At 62.0% G+C, this 21,663-nt stretch carries 24 protein-coding genes; 23 read left to right on the forward strand and 1 reads right to left on the reverse strand.

Annotation, left to right across the window (positions count from 1 at the left end; translation table 11 throughout):
* Window positions 1–71: 71 nt before the first annotated feature.
* The 20 genes from F7P65_RS15740 to F7P65_RS15835 all read left to right on the forward strand — a co-directional run bounded on the left by F7P65_RS15740 (window position 72) and on the right by F7P65_RS15835 (window position 14,955).
* A complete protein-coding gene (locus tag F7P65_RS15740; protein ID WP_025549004.1) occupies window positions 72–1,283 on the forward strand; it encodes a helicase HerA domain-containing protein in 1,212 nt (403 codons plus the stop codon).
* Entirely contained in the window at window positions 1,280–2,515 is a 1,236-nt protein-coding gene (locus F7P65_RS15745; protein WP_025549003.1) for a hypothetical protein, read from the forward strand. Before F7P65_RS15740 ends, F7P65_RS15745 begins: the two co-directional genes overlap by 4 nt.
* Window positions 2,516–2,582: 67 nt before the next feature.
* Window positions 2,583–3,386 carry an N-6 DNA methylase gene (locus tag F7P65_RS15750; protein ID WP_025549002.1) on the forward strand — a complete coding sequence of 268 codons (804 nt, stop codon included), beginning with the start codon at window positions 2,583–2,585 and terminating at the stop codon, window positions 3,384–3,386.
* A gap of 76 nt (window positions 3,387–3,462) precedes the next feature.
* Window positions 3,463–3,726 carry a hypothetical protein gene (locus tag F7P65_RS15755; RefSeq protein ID WP_025549001.1) on the forward strand — a complete coding sequence of 88 codons (264 nt, stop codon included), beginning with the start codon at window positions 3,463–3,465 and terminating at the stop codon, window positions 3,724–3,726.
* Between the two features lie 96 nt (window positions 3,727–3,822).
* Window positions 3,823–4,788: an adenine nucleotide alpha hydrolase family protein gene (locus tag F7P65_RS15760; protein WP_025548999.1), complete on the forward strand. Its 966-nt coding sequence runs from the start codon at window positions 3,823–3,825 to the stop codon at window positions 4,786–4,788.
* The gene (locus tag F7P65_RS15765) at window positions 4,785–5,144 is read left to right on the forward strand and encodes a DUF3768 domain-containing protein (RefSeq protein ID WP_025548998.1); all 360 of its coding nucleotides are present in this window, start codon (window positions 4,785–4,787) and stop codon (window positions 5,142–5,144) included. The genes F7P65_RS15760 and F7P65_RS15765 overlap by 4 nt, the downstream gene beginning before the upstream one ends.
* A 79-nt stretch (window positions 5,145–5,223) precedes the next feature.
* The gene (locus tag F7P65_RS15770; RefSeq protein ID WP_025548996.1) at window positions 5,224–5,742 is read left to right on the forward strand and encodes a hypothetical protein; all 519 of its coding nucleotides are present in this window, start codon (window positions 5,224–5,226) and stop codon (window positions 5,740–5,742) included.
* 103 nt (window positions 5,743–5,845) lie between these two features.
* Window positions 5,846–6,061 (forward strand): hypothetical protein, encoded by a 216-nt coding sequence (locus tag F7P65_RS15775; RefSeq protein WP_025548995.1) that lies wholly within the window; start codon window positions 5,846–5,848, stop codon window positions 6,059–6,061.
* A gap of 179 nt (window positions 6,062–6,240) precedes the next feature.
* On the forward strand, window positions 6,241–6,852 hold the full coding sequence (locus F7P65_RS15780) for a hypothetical protein (protein WP_150293338.1): 612 nt from the start codon (window positions 6,241–6,243) through the stop codon (window positions 6,850–6,852).
* Window positions 6,849–8,645: a PcfJ domain-containing protein gene (locus F7P65_RS15785; RefSeq protein ID WP_150293340.1), complete on the forward strand. Its 1,797-nt coding sequence runs from the start codon at window positions 6,849–6,851 to the stop codon at window positions 8,643–8,645. The genes F7P65_RS15780 and F7P65_RS15785 overlap by 4 nt, the downstream gene beginning before the upstream one ends.
* 21 nt (window positions 8,646–8,666) lie before the next feature.
* Entirely contained in the window at window positions 8,667–9,326 is a 660-nt protein-coding gene (locus tag F7P65_RS15790; RefSeq protein WP_025548989.1) for a DUF6915 family protein, read from the forward strand.
* An 85-nt stretch (window positions 9,327–9,411) separates the two neighbouring features.
* Window positions 9,412–9,666 (forward strand): FitA-like ribbon-helix-helix domain-containing protein, encoded by a 255-nt coding sequence (locus F7P65_RS15795; protein WP_025548988.1) that lies wholly within the window; start codon window positions 9,412–9,414, stop codon window positions 9,664–9,666.
* The gene (locus tag F7P65_RS15800; protein WP_025548987.1) at window positions 9,666–10,088 is read left to right on the forward strand and encodes a type II toxin-antitoxin system VapC family toxin; all 423 of its coding nucleotides are present in this window, start codon (window positions 9,666–9,668) and stop codon (window positions 10,086–10,088) included. The genes F7P65_RS15795 and F7P65_RS15800 overlap by 1 nt, the downstream gene beginning before the upstream one ends.
* A gap of 28 nt (window positions 10,089–10,116) precedes the next feature.
* Window positions 10,117–10,707: an HD domain-containing protein gene (locus F7P65_RS15805; protein WP_025548986.1), complete on the forward strand. Its 591-nt coding sequence runs from the start codon at window positions 10,117–10,119 to the stop codon at window positions 10,705–10,707.
* 41 nt (window positions 10,708–10,748) lie between these two features.
* Window positions 10,749–11,063 (forward strand): DUF7673 family protein, encoded by a 315-nt coding sequence (locus F7P65_RS15810; protein WP_025548984.1) that lies wholly within the window; start codon window positions 10,749–10,751, stop codon window positions 11,061–11,063.
* Window positions 11,064–11,317: 254 nt separating this feature from the next.
* Window positions 11,318–11,836 carry a DUF736 domain-containing protein gene (locus tag F7P65_RS15815; RefSeq protein WP_025548983.1) on the forward strand — a complete coding sequence of 173 codons (519 nt, stop codon included), beginning with the start codon at window positions 11,318–11,320 and terminating at the stop codon, window positions 11,834–11,836.
* Window positions 11,837–11,954: 118 nt separating this feature from the next.
* The gene (locus F7P65_RS15820; RefSeq protein WP_025548982.1) at window positions 11,955–12,200 is read left to right on the forward strand and encodes a hypothetical protein; all 246 of its coding nucleotides are present in this window, start codon (window positions 11,955–11,957) and stop codon (window positions 12,198–12,200) included.
* A gap of 297 nt (window positions 12,201–12,497) precedes the next feature.
* On the forward strand, window positions 12,498–13,484 hold the full coding sequence (locus tag F7P65_RS15825; RefSeq protein ID WP_025548980.1) for a DUF2493 domain-containing protein: 987 nt from the start codon (window positions 12,498–12,500) through the stop codon (window positions 13,482–13,484).
* A gap of 201 nt (window positions 13,485–13,685) precedes the next feature.
* Entirely contained in the window at window positions 13,686–14,372 is a 687-nt protein-coding gene (locus tag F7P65_RS15830) for a hypothetical protein (RefSeq protein ID WP_025548979.1), read from the forward strand.
* A gap of 358 nt (window positions 14,373–14,730) precedes the next feature.
* On the forward strand, window positions 14,731–14,955 hold the full coding sequence (locus F7P65_RS15835; protein WP_025548977.1) for a hypothetical protein: 225 nt from the start codon (window positions 14,731–14,733) through the stop codon (window positions 14,953–14,955).
* Between the two features lie 110 nt (window positions 14,956–15,065).
* Here F7P65_RS15835 and F7P65_RS15840 read toward each other — a convergent pair whose 3' ends face one another.
* A complete protein-coding gene (locus F7P65_RS15840) occupies window positions 15,066–15,284 on the reverse strand; it encodes a hypothetical protein (RefSeq protein WP_025548976.1) in 219 nt (72 codons plus the stop codon).
* Between the two features lie 710 nt (window positions 15,285–15,994).
* Here F7P65_RS15840 and F7P65_RS15845 point away from each other — a divergent pair.
* From F7P65_RS15845 to mobF, 3 genes are read left to right on the forward strand one after another with little or no spacing between them, the layout of a single operon-like run.
* Entirely contained in the window at window positions 15,995–16,285 is a 291-nt protein-coding gene (locus tag F7P65_RS15845) for a ribbon-helix-helix domain-containing protein (RefSeq protein ID WP_025548975.1), read from the forward strand.
* Window positions 16,275–18,590 carry a type IV secretion system DNA-binding domain-containing protein gene (locus F7P65_RS15850; protein WP_025548974.1) on the forward strand — a complete coding sequence of 772 codons (2,316 nt, stop codon included), beginning with the start codon at window positions 16,275–16,277 and terminating at the stop codon, window positions 18,588–18,590. The genes F7P65_RS15845 and F7P65_RS15850 overlap by 11 nt, the downstream gene beginning before the upstream one ends.
* A 3-nt stretch (window positions 18,591–18,593) precedes the next feature.
* Complete coding sequence (gene mobF / locus F7P65_RS15855) at window positions 18,594–21,629, forward strand: MobF family relaxase (RefSeq protein WP_025548972.1); 3,036 nt, start codon at window positions 18,594–18,596, stop codon at window positions 21,627–21,629.
* Window positions 21,630–21,663 lie beyond the last annotated feature (34 nt).

A 21,663-nucleotide genomic window follows, 5' to 3' on the forward strand; every position in this document is an offset into this window, starting at 1 on the left:
GTCGGAGGAACAAAGGGAAGGGGGAGAGGACGGGCGTGGCCATCAGGGCCAGGCTTCAAGGAGTTCCCGTCATGGCAACAGTCGTTCCGATCGATCCGGCGACGGATCAATGGTCCGTTCCCCTCGGGCATCACAGCCGCGGCATTCTCATGCTGAACCTCGAACGCCTGCTTGCAGGCAGGCTGCTCATCCAGGGCAGCAGCGGCGCGGGTAAGAGCCGCACGCTGCGCAAGATCATCGAGGAGAGTTTCGATTTCACGACCATCGTCCTGGTCGATCCCGAAGGGGAGTTCGGCAATCTCGCCGCGCATATCGGCGCGACGTCGCTCCGCGCTTGCGAGCTGACCGGCGATGGCCTGACGGCGGCGGCCGCCCGTGCCCGCCAGCATCGGCTGTCGCTCCATGTCGACCTTACCGATCTCGATCCCGACCAGCGGATCATCAAGGCGGCGGCGCTGTTCGCCGGGCTGATCGGCGCGCCGCGTGAGCATTGGGGCAATACGGTGCTGGTCTGCATCGATGAAGGCCATCTGCTCGCGCCCCATCATGCCGGTTCCGCGCGTGACGCGGAAACCCGGCGCCTGGGTGTTGCCACCCTCACCGATCTCTGCGCCCGAGGCCGCAAACGCGGTATTGCGCCGATTATCGCGACCCAGCGGCTTGCCAAGCTTTCCTCTTCGGTCGTCTCCGAGCTGCAGAATTTCCTCGTCGGCCTCAATGTGTTCGACCGGGATATTGCGCGCGCAGCGGACTTGTTGGGCTTCTCGACCAAGGAAGCTGACCGGCTGCGCAAGCTCGCACCGGGCGAATTCTATGCCATGGGTCCCGCCATGGCGCCGCTGCCGGTCCTGGCCCATATCGACGCGACCATCACCGAGCATCTGGGCGCGACCCCAGCCCTGGTCGCGGCCGCGTCGATCGACAGCGCCGAGGCCGAAAAGCTGCTCGACTTGACAGCCTTGCGGGAAGTCGGCGCCGGCCAGCGCGACACGGCACTTACCATGAAGGGCATCCGCGCGCTTGACGCCTTCCTTCTCGATCCGGACGCCGCGCAGGCCGCCTCGATCATCGCCGCGCTCAAACGCATTGCGCCCAACGCGACGACCGCGGACGATCTGGCCGGTCATCTTGGCCATAGCCGCGAGGCCGTGGACAAGGCGCTCGACCTCCTCTCCGCCCTGGCGGCGGTCGACACCATGCCGCGCGGTGAGGATCGTATCGCCCGGCTCCATGCGCGCCTGCGCGCGAAGATCAGCGATATGCCGGTGGTGGGGCTCGCATGAAACCCCTCGATCTCGATGCCGATCTGGTCGAATTGAGCCCGGTCGTCCTTAGCTCGCATGCGTCCATCCCGTTGCGCGAAATGGCCTATCGTGCCGACGCCTGGACTCCTGCGGAGACCGATCGCCTGCGCGACCTGTTCGCAAGCGATATGGCACTTGTCGATATCGCCGCCAGTATCGGCCGAAGCCGGGCAGCCATTGCCGAGCGGATCTTCCACATGGGTCTGCGGCGCAACTCGCTCCGTCCCTGGACCGAGCTGGACGATGAGGAATTGACGCGTCGCTATGGCGAAAACGCGACTGCCGCGATCGCGTCGGACCTGGGGCGATCCTGCGCGGCGGTCTATGCCCGTGCGTCGCTCCTGGGCCTTAGCGAAGGCAATCCGCCCCTGTGGACCGCCTGGGAGGACGCGCAGCTTGTCGAAGGCTATCGGCGCGGCGTGCCGGTGCGGCAGATCGCCACCCTGATCGGCCGATCGATGGGCGGGGTTTCCAGCCGGGCCTGCGCGCGCGGTCTGGTGCATGCCAACCAGCCACCGGGCTGGTCGCCAAGCGAAACACGCCGGGCGCTGGAGCTCGGCGAGGCCGGTCATCGCTACGCCAGGATCGTCGAGATTCTCGTCTCCGAAGGGTTCCCGTGCCGCAGTTCGCGGAGTTTTGGCCTTGCCGTCCGCAAGCTCGGCTATGGGCGCGGTTGGGGGCGGCCCTGGACCGCCGAGGAGGATGCGCTCCTCACCCAAGCCTATGCGACGGGCACCAGCCTGACGCCGCTCCGCCAGCAATTGGGCCGGACCGCGGGATCGCTGCGCCATCGGGCCGAGTATCTCAAGCTTCGTGGCAGCCATGCCATGCGGAACGGCTGGCGTGGCGGGCCAGACTGGACCGAGGCCGAGGAGCAGCGGCTGCGGGACGAATATGGCAAGATCCCGACGACCAGCCTTGCCGCGAAATTTGGCCGCTCCAAGGCCGCGATCACCTCCCGTGCCAACAGCCTGGGCCTGGTGCATGGCTATATCCGGCCGTTCAGCGACGAGGAGAACCGGGCGCTCGGCATCGCCTACCGCACTGGCATCTCCATAGCGGATCTCGCCGTCGCGCTGGACCGAAAAGCGATGTCGGTCAGCAAATATGCGAGCAACCACGGCTATCATTTCGGCCGCCGACCTCGGCGCGCCGTGACGCTCGCGCAGATTCTCGACCCCGAGCCGGTGGCCGCCGCGCAGGCGCAATAGCCCTGATCATCCCAACCGAACTTCATGCACCGCTTGCCGCCGGTCCGGCGGGCGGATGGAGGCGCCCATGTCCGCCACGGACCGTCACATCAAGACTATCCAGAAGCTGTTCAACGATCATCGGCAGCATCACGATATCCATTCGCTCTTTTCCGACTGCATGGAGATGGCGGCGCTCAGCATTGCCAATGCCGTCGATCTGCGGTCCTACGACGATCGCGAGGCCCGATATCTGGACATCGCCGGGCGATACGACCGGCGGACCATCGAGATGTTCCCCAAAGTGCTTGCCGAGGTGACCCTCGCGCTCGAAGCCGAACCGTGCGATATTCTGGGCGAGGTCTTCTCCGGCCTTGAAATCCACAACAAATATCGGGGCCAGTTCTTCACGCCCTATCCCGTGTGCCAACTCATGGCGCAGGTGACCGGTGGTGACCGGGCGTCACTCGAACCGCTCATCGCGAAGAAGGGCTTCGTGACGGCGGTGGAACCGGCCTGCGGCGCCGGTGCCATGATCATCGCTCTGAGCCAGGCCATGCGCGAGGCCGGGATCAACTATCAACAGCATTTGCATGTGACCGCCATCGATATCGACCCGCGCGCCGTGCACATGGCCTTTATCCAATTCTCGCTGCTCCATATCCCCGCCTGCGTGGTCCTGGGAGACTCCCTTGCCGGCACCACGCGGGACCGCTGGTTCACGCCCGCCCACATCCTGGGCGGATGGTCGCGCAAACTGGCACGGCGCCGCGAGTCCGAACCCGCCGCACATTTTCCTGTCCAATCCATCCCGGCCGAGAGCCAGCCGACTTGCCAGGGGCCGCCTCCGGCTTTGCCCCCGCGTCGGGGCGAACAGCTATCCCTCTTCTGATCGCCGCGAACCGCGGTTCAAGGCAGGGCGGCCAGACGAGGCCTGCCCGACTGGGCCAAGCATAAGGAGTTCCATTGTGTCACCATCGATTTCTGTCGGCGGCCGCGTGCCCTATGTCGCGCGCTTCACCCGCCTCCATTTCCGCCTTTGGGGGCCTTACGGCATCACGGCCTATCCGACCGGATTTCACGACTGGCCCGAGCATCTCTCTGCGCCGGTATGGATGCCCGAGGCCCGGATCATAACCGGGGCGGGCGCTGTGAAAGTGCCGCTTGGCGACTGCGCGACGCTCGATGACGCCATCGCGGCCTGTTGGTCCCATTTCGCTTCGCTGCACTGATCAACGTGCATGGACCCACAACGGAGAAAGCCGACCGAGAGAGGAAAGGGGGTGGTGATCGGGTGAGAAGCAACCTGTGAAAGCCCGGAGCCATTCATGATCGACCTCTCTCTCCCCTCCGGGGAGTCCACCCGCACGGTCGATTTCATTCTCAATGCCGCGCCGCCGCCCGTGGTCCTCGCTTACGGTGTCGGCGTCGATAGCACCGCCATGCTGGTTGAACTGGAATCCTGCGGTGAGCCGCCTGACCTCGTGCTGACCGCGGACACAGGCGTCGAGAAGCCGGAAACCTATGCCTATCAGGCCATGATGCGCCAATGGCTCGCGGCGCGCGGTATTCCTTATGAAACCGTCCGCTACCGGCCCAAGCGGTTCAAGCATTTTCCGGCCTATTATTCGTTGCTGGAAAATGTCCTCACCAACGCCACGCTCCCCAGCATCAGTCTCGGACGCCATTCATGCAGTTTGAAATGGAAGGTGGCGCCACAGGACAAGTTCCTGGCTGAATGGAAACCGGCGCAAGACGCGTGGGCGCGCGGCCAGAAGGTCATCCGCCTGATCGGTTACGACGCCTCGCCGGCCGACACGCGCCGCCATGCCCATGCTTCGACCATCGAGAGCGATCTCTACCAGTGCCGCTATCCGCTTCGCGAATGGGGCTGGGACCGGGATCGCTGCATCGCGCGGATCACCGCCGCCGGACTCCCGGTGCCGCCCAAGTCCAGCTGCTGGATATGCGGGGCGATGCGTCCCGATGAGGTCCGGGCGCTCCCAACCTGGTGTCTGCGCCTCATCATCCTGGTCGAGGCGCGCGCCGCGCCGCGGCTTCGCACGGTCGAAGGGCTTTGGCGCAAATCGACCCGAACACGCCCAGGCAGGATGACGGACTTCATCCGTGCCGAGGAACTGCTGCCCGAGGCCGAGATCGAGGCTATCGCGCGCGACGCACCTGTCGATTTGATCCGCTTTCAGGATGTGGCCGCCCTGGTGCCGCTGCCGGAGCGCCCAACGATGGAAGATTGGCTCAACCACTTCAACGCTGGTCTCAAGGAGGCGGCATGACAACGACCACACATACCGTTGAACGCATTGGAGAGCTCAACGACCGCGCCCGCCATGGGCTGGACCGCACAGCGAAGCGGGTCGTCACGCGCACCTGTCTTATGACAATTGCCGGGTCTGAATCGGATGTCGCCCTATTTGTCGCGCAGGCACGAATTATTCAGGCACTGCGGCAGTGGGAGCCGCCCGTGGGCGATCGATCCGAGCGGGATCTTGGCTATTTCGAGCTCGATGGACACCGGCTCATGTTCAAATGCGACTATTATGCGCCAGGCCTTGAATGGGGCTCGGAAAATCCCGCCGACCCCGACCGGACGATCCGCGTCATCACCGTGATGCTGCCCAGCGATTACTGATCGCTCCAAACTTCCCATCTCCCGAAGCCGGGAAAGGGAAGGGGGAGCGTGGCGCTGTTCACTGCCAATGGAGGAAGTCATGTCCGACATCATCGACCTGGGCGGCGCACCAGCCAATGAAGATTGCGCCCAGCTCGGCCACACGCCCGATTTCGACCGCCTGAACCGGCTGGAAGTCGCGACCTATCGCGCCGCGCTCATCGCGCGTTTCGGACCGCCCCCTGCGGGCTGTGAACTCGTGTCGCTCACCAACCGGCATGATTTCGGCGTCTATCGCACCCTGGGCCTCAAGGTCGATGCCGGGGCCGCCCGCAGGGACAAGGCGGTGGCGGCCTATGAAGAGGTCGTCCAGAATGGGTTGGAAAGCTGGATCGAGGCCGGCTTCGTGTCGCCCGCTCGTTATCGCGATGGCGAACTGCCGGCTGTCGAGCGTGACAGAATTGATGACATCGTGACCGCTGTGCTGATCAGCACGCGTCCGCACCCCGACGGCAACTTTCCAATTCCCGCATTCGAAATCCTTCACCGCAATCTCATGGCTGCCTATCCGCGCAGCGTCGAGGCCGCGAACCGTACGATCAGCGGGATTGCCGCGTGACGGCGCTGCAACGGGGTTCGACCGATAATCGACGATGCTCCGACTCGCAGCTTTAGCCCAATCAGGCTGCAGTCCAGATAGCAACCACGCAAGGAAGATCGTCATGACTTTGGCGAGATTTCACCCGCAGGCGTGGGTGAACGATTATGCGATCTCTGTTGCTCCAGAAGGCGAGACGGAATGGGACATTGGTGAAGTGGCGCCCAATTTTATCTCGGACACATATGAAACGGACGAGTTCCGTGACCATCCCAATGCACCCCAATGGGTGCAGAACTGGAATGGACTATTTTACATCGAGATACTTTACGAAAACTGATTCAATCGACCGCCGATACGACGCACTCGAACCGCACGGTGACCGATCGCGCTATAAGAGTTGTTCTGGCGATTTCGTCGAACCCGTGCACATGATCCGCATCGTGCACCGAATGTTTGTCCACGACGACTGAACGTTCCGTCCATCCGTCCGGCCCGAGGCCGAAGAGGGGAGGGGGGATGATAGGATGGTTCCAGGGTTGTCGAAGAAACGAGCAACGCGCCGTCCGCGCAAGTTCCGAGGCCAAGAACCAAGGTAATATCGCCGCCTTCTCGGCGGCTCCAGTCCTGTCGGAGGGAAATATGCTGCAACTCATGGATGTTGCGAGCGGACCCGCTCGTATCGACGATGTCTTGGCACTATTACGTGCAATGGGTGTCCAGCAATTGGACTATTCGCTGAGCGGCGGGGGAGATTCAGGCGAAGCCTCAATCGCTTCGATAATATGGCAGGACCAGCGCAACGATCTACAACTACCGAAAATACCCGTTGCAATTGGCCGGGCATGTACGGCAATCACGCTCAACGTCTTTCTGGAAGAATTCGCGTCCAATGTCCCAGATGGTGACTGGGTGAATAATGAAGGCGGCTATGGGACGGTGACCTTCCTTCCATTCGAGGATGGCGGCAGCTTCTACGATGACATGACGTATCGTGCAGACGGCGATTACGGCGATGAAGATGACAATGACTGGTCCGACGACATCGATGTCTGCACGACTACTGATGACGAGGGAGAAAAGCTGCCGACCCTCGGGGCAGTGATCAACTTCGGAGAGGTGCTGTCATGACCGCCGCCGCGACCCCCTTCTCCGAACTTATGACAAAGGCCCATCGCGATATCAAAACCAGCTTCCCCATGATCGCTGACGAAGATCGTTCCATAACCGATCTATGGGCAACCATCATGGCTTTGAGCGATTGCCGCTTCGAAATCATCTGCCACGACAATGATGTCGCAGGCCGTCTTGTCTGTGAACCTGCCGCCACTGAATTTCCGATGGCAATCCAGTTGATCGATCACTATTCAGAGGTCATTAGCCGACCGCTGCAAGCCGCGAACGCCAGGTTGACGCTGTTCCTTGACCGCTGGGTCAATAGTAACGGCTTTTTGATCATCATCACCCGCCTGATTGAGCGCGGCGCCAGTCATCAATCGATCAACGACATGGCGCAGCGCCTCGCCGTGGCCATAAATGACCTTGAAGAGCAGCTGAGGACACTGGCTATCCGCCATTTCAATGCGGTTACCCTCCGGGATCTCGGTTTCCAATTTCGATACGGCTCCGCTGGTCTCAATTCTGTCGCATATTGGGCATTGGCGCCTGATCTGGTGGGTAACCCGGTCCGATCGACCGTCATCGGTCGCCGCCGGCAGGCCATCGAACTGTATGGCGGGATTTCTCTGGCGCTTCTCGATCCTGAAATTACCACGATCATCGATGAGGGACTTCCGCTGAGCAGCAGGTTGGCGGAGCATCTTTCCCTGAGCGGGCCTCAATTGCGCAAGTTGCTGAACGCTCGAACAGGGGCGGGGGTGATTGAAGCGGGCACCGATCTGCGATCCGTGGTCGACCTCCTGATCTTGCATGAAGTTCCTCTTCATGAGTGGCCGGAGGGCGAAGAATGGAATTTAGATAGATGGCGGTCGGCACCGGCGGGCAGCCTCTTCCGGCCCGATTATATTGGCGACAAGGCCGAGAACCGGGATGCCATGGCCGCGCTGCGTGAAGATCTGCTGGTTCCCATCGCCGTTAGCCGAGCGCAGGTGGCAAACCTTTTCGATCTCCGCAGCGTCTGCAATTTCGCTCAGTCTGTCACCGTGCCACTCTCAGTGTCTCGTGACGCATACGGTCGCGATTTTCTTCGGGCGCTTCGCAACGCCGTGATCGGACCGAGGAAGGTCAAGTCGTTTCACGAGGCTGTCGAGAGATGGCATCGGCGGGCGGCGACGCTTGCGGCTGTTCGTCATGAGCGACGGACGGAAAGGCCAGGATGGCCTGCGCTTTGTCCTGACTGGATGGCCGCCGACGGGCGCCACAGCATTGTACCCCTCACCAGCGCAGACGAATTGGTCGTCGAAGGCAATGCGCTGAACCATTGCGTCGGCGGCTATTATGCCTTGTGCCGCAGTGGCGGGACCCAGATCCTTTCGGTTCGCGAGGAGGGCAGACGGGTTGCGACCCTGGAGTTGCTGATCACTGGAGCAGCGGCATCGGGGTTCAACATCACCGTTGGCCAGTTCAAGGCTCATCATAACGGGAAGCCATCGCCGCAGCTCCATTATGTCGTCCGTGACTTCCTCGAAGCGCTCCGCGACCGCCGGCATCCCATCGCGCATGCCGATCTTAGCGCGTATCGGAAAGAAATGCAGCGCAGCGGCGACCATATATGGTCCCGTGACGCGCTCTCGCTCGATCATGCGCGTCAGGTTTGGCCCCTCTATCAGCCATTATTGCCGAGGCCGGTACCGGCGACATTTGACGAATGGGCAGTCCGTACCGGACTGGAAGCGGCGTTCGACCAGATGATCCGTCATATCGCCAAATGCACGACCGATCCGAACGGCCAGCTTTTGGTGTAGGCGATAGGGTAGGAGAGAGGGATGAACCCGTTCGATCACGCACGTTCGTCTGCGCGCATTCACGGCGGCAGATGGCAGGACTATCATGCGCTGCACGCCTGGTTCGACGCGAGCAAGGCGACCCATTGCCATTTCTCGCATCGGGCGCTGCGGCACCATCATGAAGGGATAGCCGAGGCCGAGATGCTGTTCGGGCTGGCGATCCGGAACGCGGATGGTGCACTGGTATCGCTCGAGGCCGTGGCGAGGCAGCATATCGAGGAAGATTGTCGGTATCTACCGGCAGCGGCGGACTGGCTCGCCGATTTCGATATGCCGGACTGGTTCACGAGGCCATCTCCCGATCCCTTCAACCTCGCGCGCACCAGCGCGCTGCGCTTTGGTGGCGAACTGGACAGCTACCTTCCACTCCACCAATGGTTTCTCGCAACCCGCGACTGGGTCGATGGGCCAGCGCATTTCTTCTTCCGGCACCATGCTTTCGGAATCTACGAGGCCGAGCACCGTTTCGGTCCCGCGATCGACAATGGCTCTGGAGGAATCGCTACCCGCGTCGTCGCCGAACAGCATGTCCGGTCGATCCTGGGGCGATTGCCTGCGGCGCCTGATGTGCTGCGCCGTCTGAAGGGGCAACGCTGGATGCTTCAGGCCGCTTCGGCTGAAAAGATCGGGTTGGATTGAGGCGTGCTCCGAGACCGGCTCTTGCAGTCTGATTGCATTTTGTTATATTGATTGCAATCCTGTCATTTTATGAGATTGGAAGCAAATGGCATCCGTCACCGTTCGCAACATCCCGGATGAAGTTCATCGGGCTTTGCGCGTGCGCGCAGCCCAGCATGGCCGCAGCACCGAAGCCGAAATTCGCATCATCCTGGAGCAGGCCGCGATGCCGGAGGGAAGAAGGCTCATGGGTTCGGCACTTTCCGAAATCTGGGGCACCGCTGGGTTGACCGAGGAAGAGGCGGCGGCAATCGAAGGCGCGAGGGATCGCCGCCCCGCGACGCCAATGAGCTTCGACTGATGATCGTTGTAGATACCAATGTCATTTCCGAAATGGCAAAACCGCAACCTTCGATTTCCGTCCGGCGCTGGCTTGATGCCCAACCCTTTGATGCCCTTTATCTGACGACTATCACGATGGCGGAGATGCGTTTCGGCATCATGGTTCTACCTGCAAGCAAGCGGCGGAGTTTTCTCGAAGCAGCGTTGGAGCGCACGGAACAGCTGTACGCAGGTCGAATCCTGTCGTTCGATCAGGATGCAGCGCGGCACTACGCGGACCTTGCCACTCTTGCCCGCGCGAAAGGCAAGGGGTTCCCCGCACCGGACGCCTATATTGCGGCGATCGCGGCAGCTAACGGATTTATCGTCTCAACACGTGATACGGCACCATTCGAGGCCGCAGGCCTTGGCGTCATCAATCCCTGGCTCAGCACCAACTGAATTTCGCACGGAGAGGGCACGCGACATTTTGACCGACCAAGAACAGACTCCCGATCTTGCGGACGCCATGCTTGCCGCGTGGGATTTCGCGGCGTCCGCCCATCTTGGCCAGTTCGTTCCCGGTTCCGAGCTACCCTATCTCAAGCATCTCGGCGCCGTCGCGATGGAGGTTCTGGCCGCCCATCAGGTCGAGCCAATGCCTGATATCGCGCTGGCCGTGACCTGTGCGATCCTCCATGACTGTATCGAGGACCAGGGCGTCGAGCATAGCACATTGCGCAAGCGTTTCGGACCGGCTGTCGCCGACGGTGTGCAGGCGCTCTCCAAGCTCGAAAATCTTTCCAAGGCGGACGCTATGGCAGATAGCTTGGTTCGCATAGAGCGTCAGCCCCAGGCCATCTGGTGCGTGAAGCTCGCCGACCGGATCTGCAATCTGAGGGGCGCACCTGAGCATTGGAAGCCGGTTCGGATCGAGCGCTATCGAGAGGAGGCCCGTCTCATCCTCGATCGGCTCGGTTCCGCGCACCGTCATCTGGCCTCCCGACTGTCCGCTCATATCAACCGATATCCTGAACCTCCCGCCGAACGATCCTGCGCGCAGCCCGGCAATCTTGCATAGCTGGTTAGCTGAGCTATCCTGGCCTCGGCAGGAGGCAGAATATGGATGTAACCCCATTCAGTCGCGCGGCGGCAGACAAGGCGCTCGATCGGTTGATCGCTATTGCCCAGTCTGACACGGGACAGTCGCGCCGGGTTGCCAACTTCCTGCTTGCCTGGTGGAATGGCGATGATTGCGGTCATTTTCCGATTGCCGATCTTTTCGGCGTCGACTGCACCATCGCCACCCATATTACCACAATCATCGGTTTTCTTGGTCAACATGAGGGTGCGATCTACCCCGATGCCTTCGGCAAGAAACATCAAATGATCGAGTTGGTGGAGCGCTGGCGCAATTTCGACGACAAGGTGGTCTGATCAGATCGTCGGCCCGCCGGTTGTGCCGCGGGCGTCATAACGCAGCGCTCAAAACCGCAATGTTACGCTGATCGAAACCGGCGGGATCTCCACGCCTGGTCCATCTTGCTTGCCCCAAGGCATCCCGTCAGCGCGAAGGCGCTGACGGAGGGGCGCTCGCGCGCCCGCTCGGCCGAAGGGCCGAGGAGAGGAGGGGGAGAGAGGATTGTGTCCCGGACAAAGGGTTCGGGAGAAGCACCTCTAGGAGAAGTCCCATGAACATCGGTTCGATCAGCCAGAATGAGAGCGGCACCTTCCTCGGCAAGATCTCGACTCTGACCGTCAGTCTGACGATTGCGTTGCGCGAAGTGCACTCGACCAATCCCCGGGCGCCAAAATATGAAATCTTCGCGCTCTCGGCAGCCAAGCAATGGGTCCAGGTTGGTGCGTTCTTTGAACTGCCGGCCAATGGCACCGGCGAGATGTTCCTCAATGGTAAGATCGAGGATCCAAGCTTCGACAAGCCGCTCTACATCTCCGCCTTCCGGCAGGACGACGGCTCGTACAACATCGTCTGGTCGCGCCCCAACCGCAAGCGCGACGTCGACGCTGCAATGGCGCCTCGCCAAGCCGATTCGGGTCTGCCGCCGCTGCCGGGTGGAGAAGCCGCGCCTGCGGGCGGTGATGGCCTGGGCGAAAGCACCGCGCAGGGCGGCTTCGGCGAAGAACAACCCCGGTCCGGCCGCGGCAAGCGTCAGCAGCAGACGGGCTCCGACGAAACCATCGCGGCCTGATCCATCCTCTCCCCACCGCGCATGACCTGCTCTGCATGCGCGGTTCCTACAGGGTCCGTTTCGTCCCCCTCGAAACGGACCCTGTCTTTTTTCATGCCTATCTACGGGAGCCAGGATCATGCCATTCCCCATCAGCCCGCTGCTCGTCACCGCCTATCGAGAACTCGCCGCGCTGGAGCGCTTCGCGTTCCGTCGCGCGCAATTGCTCGAAGGTCTGGACTGGTCCGCCATGACCATCGAATTCAGATGTCAGGCATCCTGTAATGACGAAGAGCTGGCCAAGAACCTGTTCTCGCTCAGCGCCTACGTCGATCATCTGGAATGTCGGATGCGTTGCGCCCCCGTGCGGTCGATTTGCTGTTAACCGCGCGTACCACGCGGGCAAATCGAGTTCTCTCTCACATTTCGGTATCAGACAAGCTTCATCGCCACATTATGCGGCGCTCCAAGCACTTTCGTCAAGGATGAGCGGTACCCCCAATTTTGACGCGGCCTCCACTGTGCTGCGCTCCGTTACACCCACGACAAAATCGGTTCCCCCACTCCCCGCTTCGCGGCGCAGGGCGATGCCCTGCGTCCCTGACTAAAGCGCTCCCGCGCCACCGATGACGATCATCTTTCATCTGATCCCAGGTGAGAGAGATATTCTTTGGAGGTTTTCATGTCCAAGTTCAATAACTTCGCCGATCTCGCCAGCTTCATCGCCTCGCAGACCGAAAATCGCGATCTCTCATCGACATACGAACACGCTTTCATCGAGCATTCGGAGATGGCGAAGCTCAGCTTCGTTGAGGATGCGCAGCAACTCGACATGCCCGATCCAGAGCAGGTTCGGGCTGCCGTCGAGATGGTGATGCAGACGCTGTTCGACGTGCTGCGCGACACCCGGATGGAGGCCTACACCGCCGATCTTTCGTGGGGCTTTACGAACAGCTTCCATGTCGTCGCCAAGCGCATCGAAGGTCGGGAAGATGATGCCGCCAAGAAGCTGGGCGAACTGGCACGCGAATATGATCCATCCGAAATCTACGCCACCGAACTGGAAGAAACCCAGCTGCTTTGCCAGACGCTCCAGGGATGCCGACAGGCGATGGAATGCATGCGGGACCACGCGGCCGACGTGCACCGAGTGGAAACCGGTCGGCCCTTCTCGCCGGTTCGCGGCAGCAAGGTATCGGGCGGGACCACCGCGTCGATGATTGATTCGCGTGACTATCTCGCCGCGCGCGCCCGCGAACGGCGTGAGCAATTCGCGCCGGAGGGGCCGGTCGTCGTCTTTTCGGGCGGCGCAAACTGGGAGGACAGCGATCGGCTGTGGAACGGTCTCGACGCAATCAAGACGCGCATCCCCGAGATGATCCTCGCCACGACCGCGCAGACCAAGGGTTGCGACGCCATCGCGCAGGCATGGGCGGCGTCGCGGGGCGTCAAGGTCATCCAGTTCCGTCTCGACCGGAGCCTCGGCAATCGCGCCGCCTTCGTCCGCAACGACCGGATGCTGGCGTTGAAGCCCGTCGAGGCGGTGATCTGCGAGGGCACGGGTATCCAGGCCAATCTCGCCCAGAAACTGCGCGCCGCCGGGGTGCCGCTTCATGTCGTGAAGAATGTCGGCGCCAGCCTCGCCAAGCGCACTGAACGGCGGGCGTGAGCCCACCGGAGAAGCCCCGGCTCCGGCCGGGGTTTCTCCTCTTTCCTTCTGTCGGAAATGCGGCGCTCGGGGGCATCGAGCCCCGTCGCGCCGCGAAGCCCGCGCGTCCATGTCAGCGCCGCTCCGATCTCCTTCAACATCTGCGCGACCAAAGGGAGAGAGGGGGCTGGTGATGCGGTCCAACGAGGGAAGGGAAAGTCCATGTCCATTACATTCCGCGTCGCCACCAACGCTGATGACCGGGCTGGTCCGGTCGCTGCGATTACCGCCCGGCACCTTGCTGCGTTTCGGCACTATTTGCGGGAGGAAGGTAGCCGAATGGGAACGATCTTGCTCTATCCTGATCGCCCCGATGACGACTATCTTGGTTATCACTTCGAAGCGCGCATTTGCCCGCTCGCGCTCGCGAGCGTGGTGCGGGCCTTCGATCATGATGCTGATGTGATCCAGGTTCTTGAAGAAGCGCAATTCCAGGGACGGCGCGTCAGGGTTCACCGCGCCGAGGCGGATCGCAGCATCCGCATACGGCTCGCGCTGACGTCCGATCTGGGACTGGAGATCAATCCCGAAAACCTGAACGCTTCAACGCACTTCGATACCAAGCCGAGCGACGTTCTCATCGCCTTCGAAACCGCGGTCAAGCGGATTGCCAGCGAAGAGTGTCGCGGCAATACAAGTGAAGCCTATGAAGTCTATGCGAGCCGCGTCAGCGCGGCCATAGATGGCCTGCTGGAAGGATTGGACCCGGTCAATCGCGACGAGGCAATCCGTATCGCCGAACGATATGACTACCACAGCCAGGCTGAGCGGGATGCGGACTATGATCCAAATGCTTGCGCCCTCACTGGCATCGATATTGATTACTGCCACTGCGGACGTCATCCATGAGAGCGCGAACGGATCGGGCCTCGGTACGGTCGGCATTGGCCGTGTCACCTGGAACGGCTCGCTCGCATGCCGCGCGGACCCTTCGGTCCGCACGCTGCTACGCCTTGCCGGAGGTCTCCCGACGAGAGGGAAAATCTCACTATATTCCCATTGTGCCAGGCGGAGCGGGGCCGCGTGCAAGGATGAGCGGTCCCCCCAATTTTCACAGGGCCTCCACTGCGCTGCGCTCCGTTCCATCCCTGAGAAAATCGGTTCCCCCACTCCCCGCTTCGCGGCGCGGGCCGGTGGCCCGCGTCCTTGACCCGACCCCGCTCCGCCCGCGCGCCCTGACCCCGTCAGTTCAGGACAGGAGGAATGCATGCACATGATCACGAACCAACTTCGCGCCGATCACGCCGCCTATCTTGCAGCCTGCGCCAATGCCGAAAACCGCGCGCTGCACAGCTTCTTCGACCAGCATGTCATCGTTGACGAGGAAGCAGGCTATATCGTGCTGGACGAAGGCGACCATGATCCGTTGCCGATGACGGTCATCGACCGGATCGTCTACACCGTTACCGGCCAAATGCTGGACAACTATTGACCGACACGGGAGGGCTGCGGCTCTCCCTTTTTTTGCTGTCGGATATGTGGACATGGCGGGCATCGAGCCCGCCATGTCCAGGCGCAGCGTGCCGCCGCGCCGGGTCTGTTTCAGGCACCCAAGCGCTTCTGCGCTTCGTCCGGTCCCAGCGTCTTGATCCGGTCAACGATGCGCGCCAGCTTCTTGGGTTCGAGCTTCAGCAAGCCCGCTTTTTCCACGACAATAATCGCGTTTTGCCGCTCGCGATCTTCCAGCAGCTTCAGCCGTGCGTCGAGCCTGTTCTGCTCGGCGGCTATCGCCGCGCGTTCCTGTTCCAATGTCTTTGCCATGAGGCATTCCTTGTCCATGAGATAGGGCTCCGGACGCCCCCAGCTATAACCCGTTGGCGGGCAACAGGAAAGCCCGTCTTCAGAGCTGCGATACGGGTCGAACTGGCGGCTCGTCGGATCGTTCCTCACCGCCGATCGGGGCTCTATTCGCTTGGGGTTCCGCCGCCCTTTCAGGACTACCGCACCCCCATGCTCACGGAGCCAAGGCCACGCCTTGTCTCCGCCCGGTCAGGTGACGATCCCCTGCCGATACAGCGGCACCGATGCTGCCGTTCGCGACCGCGCGCTGGATGCTGCGCATCCGCGCGAGATGACCACGACAGTCCTTCTTGTCGCCTGCCAAAGGCAGCGATTTTCGTTCCGCCAGACTGGCGGAACCACGCCCCGCCGGAACGGCATTTCCTCCCCATCGATGACGCGATCAGGCCGATCCAGGGCGCCTGGACCAAATCTCAGGATTTGCACACCCCACGCACCTAAAGGTGCAATTAAACTATTGAAATAGCGTATTTTTACTCTCGAAACGGTGCGGTGCTCACGGCACCTGCCATTTCAGCGCTTGCAAAACCCAGCATTTCCGTCCTTTCCAGCGGTGCGTGCAGCACCGCGATTTTCAGGGTACTGGCTTTCCTTGTTGCTGTCCCGCGCCCATGCTATAGCGATCCCGCTTTCCGCTTTTCCCACCAGCCTCCATCAAGGAGGCTTGGGCTTTGAGTACCGATTATCACCCGGCGACGATCCGGCTGAACCATGAGCAATGGGCTGCGGTTCGCGCCCTTGCCGGCACCAACAATATGACCCCGGCCGAGGTCCTGCGCAGGGCCGTTGAAGCCTATCTGGCGAACCACAAACAGGGCAGCCTGTCGCAGCGTCGGCTCGCCCGGATTGCCGAATATCAGCACCTCGCGCTGGACGTCATTGTCCGCGAACAATATCCGCAATTGCGTGACCGCATCATCGCGGAAACCGACAAGCGCCTGGTGCAATATCATGGCGCGTAAGGACATCCGCTCGAACGGGAAGGCCGTTCCCCTGACCCACCATTCGGCGCGTGGGAAAGTGCAGCGCAACTCGGGCAATTTCACCCGCGGCAGCCAGCTTCTCACCCATGAGATGCTGATGTGGTTTTCCGGTGTCAAACTGCCCATCATCCTGTGGTTCCTGACCTTCGTCGCGGCATGGTTCCTGATCATGTCGATCCAGCTCGACGAGCATGGGTTCCAGATGATCTGCATGAAGCTCTATGCCGAGCTTTGGAGCTGGGTTGGCCTCAGTCCGATCAAGCGGGTCAATGTGACCCTGCCGAGCGGCGAGATACTGCGCACCATCATGCCGCTCGTGCCGGCCATCCCGGAGGTGAAGCAGGCCTGGGCGGTGGCTATGCGCGGGTTGTTCGGCGCGGTCCTGATCTCCATCTTCCTCGCCGTGCCGATCGCCATCTGGTTCGTCGACATGTCGCGCCGCCGGGGCAAGACCATATTGGAGGAACGGCATGAGCGCGGCGCGATGCTGGTCGATTTCGACCTGCTGCGCTCGGAGGTGGATCAGCATAATCATGCGGCATTCGAGGAAGATGTCGCGGAGATGTGCCCGGGCATGACGCCGTCACAGGTGCTGAGGCTCCCCTTTGTCGAACGCAAGGCAAGGGGAATCCACCATCCTTATGTCCTGGCCGGCGTTTCCTATCCGCACAGACTGGAGCAGTCCCACACCATGTTGCTCGGCACCACCGGTGCGGGCAAGACCACGCAGTTGCGCAGCCTGATTACCCAGATGCGTCAACGCCAGGATACGGCGGTCGTCTTCGATCTGACCGGCGCCTATGTCGAGGCCTTTTACGACCCGGATCGTGACACGATCCTCAATCCCATGGATGTCCGCTGTCCGGCCTGGTCGATCTTCAACGACTGCTCGACGTACAGCCATTTCACGTCGGCCGCGGTTGCCCTTATTCCGTCCGATGGAGGGTCGTCCGAACCCTTCTGGGCGCTCGCTGCCCGCACCCTGTTCATCGAAATGTGCATGCGCCTGATCGAACGCGGCCAGACCAGCAATCTGGCGCTGGCCGAGAACCTGATGACCGCTGACCTCAAGCGCGTCCACCGCACCTTGGCGAACACCATCGCCGATCCGCTGACCGCGCCTGAAGCGGCCCGGATGGCGGAATCAATTCGCGCTGTTTTCAACACCAATGCGCAGGTGCTGCGCTTCCTGCCGGACGAGGGCGAACCCTTTTCGATCCGGCAGTGGATGACGGCGGACAAGGCGCCGGGCTCCATCCTGTTCGTCACCTCCGACTATGACGATCTGGAGATGAACAAGCCCCTGCTGACGCTCTGGATGAACATCGCCATCAACAGCCTGATGACCCTGCCGCGCACGCGCTCGCTCCGCACCTGGTTCATGTTCGATGAGGTGGGCGCGCTGCACCGCGTGCCCGCCATCGAAAAGGGGTTGCAAACCGCGCGCAATTTCGGCGGCGCGATGATCCTGGGGCTGCACAGCTTCCAGAAGCTGGTCGAGGTCTATGGCGAGGAAGGCGCCAGAAACCTCTCCTCGCTCGCCCGCACCAAGCTGATCCTCGCGACCGGCGATATCAAGACCGCGGAGGAATGTTCGCACTATATCGGCAGCCGTGAAGTGCGGCAGATGGATGAGGCCTACAGCTACGGTTACAACCAGACCCGCGATGCTTCGACCCTGACCGCGCGCAAGCAGGTCGAACCCCTCGTCCTGCCCGACGACATCACCAACCTGCCGTCCATGCACGGCTTTGTGAAATTCCCCGAAGGATTCCCGGCGGCCCGCATCCTGCTCCAGTGGAAAGTCCATCCCAAAGTCGCTGAAGGCTTCCTGCGTCGCGCCCATGTCGAGCCGGTGCGATCCAAAAATCCCGAGGATTATTTCGCGGATGAGGAGGAAGAGGCAGGCGGCCGGGATGGGGCGTCGCAGGTCGCGGAGGAGGCCCGCGATCCGGCCTATAATCTCGCCAGGGAATTGGCCGCGCGCATCCTCACCGACGGGGTGGAGGAGGAGCGGGATTATGCCAATCACCGTGCAGGGGAGGGGCGTGAGGATCGCGCCGGCGAAACCGTGCCCGGCGATGCAACCGCCGGTGGAAACGGGGAGGGGACTGAACCGTCTCGCAGTGGTCCTGACCAGGTCTTGGCCCAGCATCGCGAAGACAGCGAGGAAGGCTCCCGACCCGCTGCGCCGCGCGCGGCCCCGATCGAGGATCAGTCGCTGGTCGAGTTGCGCCAGGACTTCTCCGCCGGCCTCGATGACAATCTCGATATGGGGATCTGATCGATGCTCTCGGTTGCTTCCGTCCGCTCGGCGTCAGGCGCCGCCAGCTATTTCGCCCAGGACAATTATTATACGGTCGAAGGCTCGTCTGAACTCAGCCTGTGGGCCGGGGAGGGGGCTCGCGATCTGAGCCTGTCGGGTGAGGTCGGGAAGGAGAGTTTCGAAGCCATTCTCAACGGCGAATTGCCCAGCGGCGAGAAGGTCGGCAGGCATGAGAACCATCGCGCCGGCGTCGACCTTACCTTCTCCATGCCCAAGTCCGCCTCGGTCATGGCCTATGTCGCGGGCGACCGCCGCATCCTCGCCGCCAACATGTCCGCGGTGCAGGCCACGATGGCCTGGGTGGAGAAGAATCTCGCCCAGGGGCGCAAGGATATTGAGGGCCGCAAGGTGCCGATCGCGACCGGCAATCTGGTCTATGCGCTGTTTGAACATGACACCAGCCGCGCGCTTGATCCGCAGGGCCATATCCATGCCGTCATCGCCAACCTGACGAAGATGTTGGATGGCAAATGGCAGGCGCTGCATGCCGACAAGATCTGGAGCAACAACAGCGTGATTGGCGCCATCTATCACGCCTTTCTACGCGTCGAGATCGAGAAGCTCGGCTATGTTGTTGACCTGAAGGGCAAGCATGGCACCTTCGAGATTTCGGGCGTTCCCAAGGCAGTGCTGGAGGCGTTCAGCCAGCGCAGCGCCACGATCAAGGAGAAAGTGGCGGAATTGGGCGTCACCTCGCACAAGGCGCGGGACCAGATAACCCTCAACAGCCGCGATCCCAAACTCGATGTCGGTGACCGCCCTGCACTTGTGCAGGGCTGGAAGGACAAGGCGGAGGGGCTTGGTTTTACCGGCAAGGAACTGGTCGAGGCCGCGCTTGCGCGGGCCGGCGTCATCCAGGCGGAGAGTCCGCTGGAGCGCGGCTATCATGCGGTCAAGAATGCCGTGGAAATGGCTATGGCGAAATTGGGTGCGATCCTGGGCCATGACGACCCGTTGGTCGATCGGCGCCTTGCCCGGATCGTGCAAACCCCGGCCGCCGGCCGGGCGCAGCTGGCGGTGGCCTCGGCGATCCGCATCCATGCCGAGCGCGAGGCGGCGTTCGAGCAGCATAAGCTTGCCAAGACCGCGATCGATCTCGGCCTCAAGGGCGTCACCATCGACCATGTCGAGCGGCGGATCGAACAGTTGAGGGACAAGGGCCTGTTGCTTAAAGGCGTGGGCCGCGCCTCTGGCATGGTGACGACTCGCGAAGCGCTCCAGACCGAGCAAAAGATCCTTGGCCACATGGAAGCGGGCAACGGCAAGTCGAGTCCGATGCTCGATCCCGCCTCCGCGCCTGCCCGGCTCCAGGAAGCGAGCCGGCACCCGCTCAATCCCGGCCAGCTTGCCGCAGCCACGCTCATCGTCACATCGAGCGATCGCACGGTTTTGGTGCAGGGCATTGCCGGCGCAGGCAAGTCAACCATGCTATGGCCGGTGGTTCGTGTCGCGCAAGCCGAGGGGCGCAAGGTTTTGGGCCTCGCATTCCAGAATAAGATGGTGGCGGACATGAAGGCGGGTGCCGGAATCGAGGCGCAGACCATCGCCTCCTTCGTCCTTTCCAACCATCGGTTTGTAACCCAGCGCGAAGGCTCCGCCTATGAGGCAGCGCGGGAGCGGCTCGCTGGCGCTACCCTTGTGGTCGACGAAACATCGATGGTGTCCTCGGGCGATATGCTGAAGCTGCACCAGATCGTCGATGCGCTCGGAATCGACAAGCTGGCGCTGATCGGTGATCGGAAGCAGCTCTCGTCGATCGATGCGGGCAAGGCCTTTGCCATGATCCAGGCGGGCGGCGGCACCATGGCGCGGATGGACCAGAATATCCGCCAACGCACCGATCAGCTGCGCACCATCGCGGCCCTGGCCAATGTCGGCAAGGCCAGCCAGGCGATGAAAGTGCTGGGCGACAGGGTCATCGTGTCCGCTGACCCGGCAGGAGAAGCGGCCGAGCGCTGGCTTGACTTATCACCGGAAGAACGAGCGGTGACCGCGGTATTCGCTTCGGGGCGCGAGGCTCGCGCCGTCATCAATGAGCGCATCCAGGCGGGGCTGGCGGACGAGGGCACGCTCAAGGGTGAGGGAATCCGCCTCACCGTCTACGAGCGCGTGAACATGACGCGAGAGGAACTACGCTATTCCGCAAATTACCGGCACGGCCAGACTCTCGAAGTCGGGCGCGGCGGCGCCCGCGATGTCGGCCTCGAGGGCGGGCGCTACAAGGTCGTCCAGGTCCACGCCAATGGCCGGGTCGATCTGCTGCGCGGCCGGGAGAAAATCCGCTTCTATCCCCACCGGCTATCACCCACTGAAACGCGGGATCGGCTCCAGCTTTCCGAAACGAAGATCCTCACCCTGCGCGAAGGCGACATGATCCGTTGGACCGCGAACGACAAGCCACGCGACATGCTGAATGCCGCCATCGCGCGCGTCGCCGGTGTGGATGCCCGAGAGGTGACGGTCGACTTGGGCGGTGGCCAGCGGCTCACGTTGCCGGTCGGCGACGCGATGCTTTCCCGGTTCGACCTCGCCTACAGTCTGAACATGCATATGGCGCAGGGGATCACTACCGACAAGGCGATCACGGTCATGTCCAGCCGCGAGCGCTATCTCTCCAATCAGCGGATGTTCAATGTCGGCGTGACGCGCGTGCGCGACGAACTGACGATGATCGTGGATAACAAGGTGAAGCTTGCCCGTCTGCTCGATCACAATCCCGGCAACAAGACCTCGTCGCTCGAGACGATGGGGCGGCTCGATATTGAAGGGAAGGCCCCGGTGGCGCCTCGCGAACCGTTCAATCCGGGTCCCGTCGATGGTGTCACTTTACCGGAGGGAGCTGATTCTTCTGGACTGCTACCCGATCTCCCGCCGCTGCCGGATGGCCATGCGATGGGCGCTGCGCCGGCGAAAGATTTGGGGCGAATGCCTGATAAGCTTGATGGCGCGGAAATTCTGCCGCCATTGCCCGAGCGTAGCCTGGGGCTGGATCTGTGAGAAACGTGACTGACACAGGTGTCACTTAACCGGT

Source organism: Sphingobium estronivorans (assembly GCF_008692605.1).
In the GTDB taxonomy this organism is placed as follows: Bacteria; Pseudomonadota; Alphaproteobacteria; order Sphingomonadales; family Sphingomonadaceae; genus Sphingobium; species Sphingobium estronivorans.